We start from the raw sequence: 4,150 nt of genomic DNA on the forward strand, positions 1-4,150 counted from the left end.
CTTTTCACTTTGATTTTCAATATATGTTTTTACTAAGTCTATTGGCGAACCACCAGTAGTTAGCAAGCAAAAACTTCTTGACCAAAACATCTCTTTCCAAAGTTTCTTTTTCACTTGTGGAAAGTCTCTTTTAATAAGTCGAGAACTTGCACTTTTATAAGCATTAATGAATTTTGTCATTTCTGTATTAGGATGTGCCTTGAACAAAATATGAACGTGGTCTACATCATGATCCCATTCAACTAACGTGATGTTATAGTTTTCAGATAGTCGAACAAACATATCTTTTGCATAGTCTGACATATCATCATCAAATACATTTTTTCTGTATTTCACAACCAACACAAGGTGATAATATAACAAGAATACTGAATGATTATTACTATCTAATTTCATTTATATACCAGCCTTTATAATTTATAAGACTGATTATATCAGAGGTAAAATAAAAAGGAAAACCTTTTGGCTACGCCCTTCACACGCTTGTGGAAGGAGAATTCTTTCGGGAAATTCGTTAAAACAACTACTTAGGGAGATAGAAAAGGTGTTTAATGATTCAACACCGGATCAAATGCGAGAGGCAGCTGAAAGTGTATTAGAAAAATTCATTTATGATTTAATAAAAGAAAACAATCTTCCACTACTAAAAAATTAATTAAGGCTTAGTGCGAGAACGAGAGGGCAGTAAGGAAATGTCTATAAGGAATCGTTACCGTATCCCTATAAAAATTAATATCAAGCTTGCATAAGGAATGATATATAAAGAGTTTATTCTCTTTATATATGCCAAAAGTCAGTTACTTGTTTTCGAGAATCATGTTTTCTAACTATCTTCATTATTTTTTGCATTGTATTTGGTGATGGTACATAATCCTTGTCATTACACAGTTGGCCTAATGTATTTCTGTTTACTTTACTAGCTTTAGAAAAATCCTGAATTGAGTAATCGTAGCTAGCTAAAAATTTAGCTAGCTTTGTTCTATGTCTCCCAATACCCCTACCCCACACGCTAATCTCCTCCATAATCTTTTTTAATCATCCTTGTCCAAAATGCAAAAAACTATACGCAATTGCAAAGAAAAATTTGCATATTGTACAAGCTATTCACAATAAGATGTATCAAGGTTGCTATCAAAGTAGCTATCAAGGTAACTCTACCAAATTTCTAAGTTTGTAAGCCCATGTATCATCAACATTCAAAACTCTGTTTATAAAGGGGAATTTTATATGTTAACTACATTTATCTCTTTAGGAGCTTTAGGAGTAATGACAATTGGAGGGGCGCTGTTAGAAAAGCATCTTGTGAAAAACAATCATGTTGCAGCAGCGAAACTATTAAGTGATGGAATATATTATGGAATGAGGATAGGTGGAGTTTGTTTCATTAGTTATGTATTCATTCAAATTGTGGAGATGTTTTAAGGAGGAAATTACATGGGGATTTTAAAGGATTGGCTTCATAAACAAAGTTTGAAGAATCGACTTATAGAGGTATTTGTAAAGGCAGGTTTATATGTAGACCATCAAACAAGAGGTGGAAAAGTACCCATTTATCCGAAGATACATGACATTTTCTCCTCAAAAGAAAAGGTTCGATACATATTTACCATTCCAAACGGATTAGATCCGAAAACCATTGAAAAGAAGTGGTTTTGCTTTCAACAAATATTAGGGCGTAATGTAGCAATTGAAGGTGATATTAAAAGGTTTGTACTTAATGTATTTCATTCGGATGCTGGGCTACAAGCATACAATTACAGTTATAAGAAGTGGCATCCATTACTTATACAACATCATCTTCCTGTAATTGTAGGGCGTGACCAATTCGGAAATATGATTACGTATGACATGATTGCTTCAAACACGCCGCATCTTCTAATTGCAGGAGAGACAGGAAGCGGAAAAAGTAGTATGGTACGCGTTGTACTGTCTACACTCATTCAATATATGTCTCCTGATAAATTACATTTGTACCTGGGCGATTTGAAGAATTCCGAATTTCATTTCTTGCGAAGGGTGAAACACGTAAAAGAGGTTTGCATGGAAGAAATAGAAATGAAGATTATGCTGCAGAAAGTGTGGAAGGAAATACGCGAACGTAGAAAATTGATGGAAGAGTATGAAGTAGATCATATTGACGAATACAACAAATTAAATCCTTATAATCAGAAACCATATATCTTACTTGCTATCGACGAAGTGGTTATGTTGCAAGATGAAAAAGAATGTATGTCTATAATTGAAAAAATATCGGCAGTCGGAAGGGCACTTGGAGTTTTTTTAATGCTAAGCATGCAACGCCCTGATGCAAAAGTGTTGGATGGTAAGTTAAAGCTCAATATGACGGTTAGAATGGGCTTTAAATGTGATAGTACAATTAACAGTAATATTATGGGTACCCCTGGTTCAGAACGCTTGGAGCAATCTGGCCAAATGATATTAAAGTTAAATGGATTAAAGAAAGTACAATCTCCTTTTTTAGAATTAAGTAAAGCCAAGAAGATAGTTGAACCTTATCGTGTTCCGAAAGAGAATATAAAGTTGCAAAACCCACCAAAAGAAGAAAATCAATTATTCGGGGTGTTAGATTATGAGGAATAGAGACAAAGCCATACTAAACAATTTGAAACGTTTTAGATGCATGTCTCGTGATGACATTATTGATTTGCATTTTCAAGGATTAAAGAACGCGGTGACATGCTGTAATACAGTGATGAAGCGATTAAGAAGAGATGGTCATGTGGATGCCAATATCTCGCAACAGCCATACATTTACTTCCCTCAATCCAGCACACTTCGCAAAACTAGTCAAAAGATTCCCCACTTTCTAGGCATATTAGATGTGTATAAACAGCTTATCTATTATGAAAAACCTAAACTGTTTAAAGTGGAGCCAAAGTACGGTAAAGCATTCATGGAACCTGATGCATTTACAATTTGGCGTAGATCTCCATTCTTCATTGAAGTCCAGAGGTCAGTTTACAGCAAAAAAGTTATGCAAGATAAAATAAATAGGTATGAATTATACTTCCACAGTCAGGAATGGCATAACGAATCTTGGCAGCCAAAAGAATCTAAATACTTTCCATCAATACTTATAATTACTGAAAAGTATTATAATATAAGCTCTTTTAGCCTACGTATTTTTCAAGCTTCTTCAATTCGTAATTTCTTGAATAGCCTTGCTGTAAAAGCACAGTAATAGTCCCTAATCAGGGATTTTTTCTCTAAAGAGATTTCTTAATTTACATCTACGTTTATGAGATCATCATTGACTGAATTAGTTCATATATTATTTTGCCAATGTGAATTCTAATACAGTTTCGGTTACTAATACAAGTAGCAATGCTGTTATCGCAACAATTTCAGTATATATTCCTTAGTGGTATTTCTATAACACTAAATGGTTAAAAGATTTTTGTAGTAATAGAAGTATTTTTAGGAATCTATTTATTACCGATTCGAATCTCATCAATACCATATCATAATTGATAGCAATCTCTATCTTTTATTTTGTAGAATCGCTTGATTAGGCGTTCTTAAGTAGTGTTTGTGAACCTTCAAGGGACATAGTTACTTTCAGTGCATCGTCTCTTTAGTCGCCGAATCAATTCCAGATACTTTTGGAAGGAGAAATATGACCTAGGATTTCAAAATGTTTACATATCCTTATAACAATAATTGATATTGAATGTTTTCTACCTTAAAAGCTAGTTAGGCGATAAAAATAACATGAATGGACATAATAAGTTTGGTAAATCATGTATTACTTTTTTAATCCCAGGTATTATATTGCTTACAAAAGGATGTGTTAGAAGTGAGAATTGGAGTAGTTAAAGAGATAAAAAAGGGAGAAGCACGTGTAGGAATGACTCCTGAAAATGTTCGGAAGTTAGTTGAAGAAGGGCATCAAATCTTAGTAGAAAAAGATGCAGGTATTGGATCAGGATATACCAATGATGAATATACAGGCGCAGGTGCAAATTTAGTAGCACAAGGAGAAGCTTGGGAAGTCGATATGGTAGTTAAAGTAAAAGAACCATTACCTGAAGAATATCGTTACTTTAAAAAAGATCTTATAATTTGGGGTTTTTTACACTTGGCTGCGTCGAAAGAATGCGTAGAAGCAATGAGAAATGCTGGTACTACT

4 protein-coding genes and 1 pseudogene are annotated in these 4,150 nt (G+C 33.7%); 4 read left to right on the plus strand and 1 reads right to left on the minus strand.

Annotated features, from left to right (window positions below; all coding sequences use genetic code 11):
* On the minus strand, nt 1-396 hold a 396-nt coding region (gene tnpA, locus HMPREF2590_RS14035; protein ID WP_050822719.1), incomplete at its 3' end, for an IS200/IS605 family transposase.
* 831 nt (nt 397-1,227) lie between these two features.
* Between tnpA and HMPREF2590_RS14050 the strand changes: the two genes are divergently transcribed.
* The 4 genes and pseudogenes from HMPREF2590_RS14050 to HMPREF2590_RS14065 form a co-directional block, all read left to right on the plus strand.
* The gene (locus tag HMPREF2590_RS14050) at nt 1,228-1,422 is read left to right on the plus strand and encodes a hypothetical protein (protein WP_050822722.1); all 195 of its coding nucleotides are present in this window, start codon (nt 1,228-1,230) and stop codon (nt 1,420-1,422) included.
* A gap of 12 nt (nt 1,423-1,434) precedes the next feature.
* Nucleotides 1,435-2,601 carry an FtsK/SpoIIIE domain-containing protein gene (locus tag HMPREF2590_RS14055; protein WP_050822724.1) on the plus strand — a complete coding sequence of 389 codons (1,167 nt, stop codon included), beginning with the start codon at nt 1,435-1,437 and terminating at the stop codon, nt 2,599-2,601.
* Nucleotides 2,591-3,202 carry a replication-relaxation family protein gene (locus tag HMPREF2590_RS14060; protein ID WP_050822726.1) on the plus strand — a complete coding sequence of 204 codons (612 nt, stop codon included), beginning with the start codon at nt 2,591-2,593 and terminating at the stop codon, nt 3,200-3,202. Before HMPREF2590_RS14055 ends, HMPREF2590_RS14060 begins: the two co-directional genes overlap by 11 nt.
* A gap of 615 nt (nt 3,203-3,817) precedes the next feature.
* Nucleotides 3,818-4,150 (plus strand): annotated as a pseudogene (locus HMPREF2590_RS14065) (alanine dehydrogenase); the annotation flags it as partial.

This window comes from Bacillus sp. HMSC036E02 (genome assembly GCF_001836235.1).
GTDB lineage: Bacteria > Bacillota > Bacilli > Bacillales > Bacillaceae_G > Bacillus_A > Bacillus_A cereus.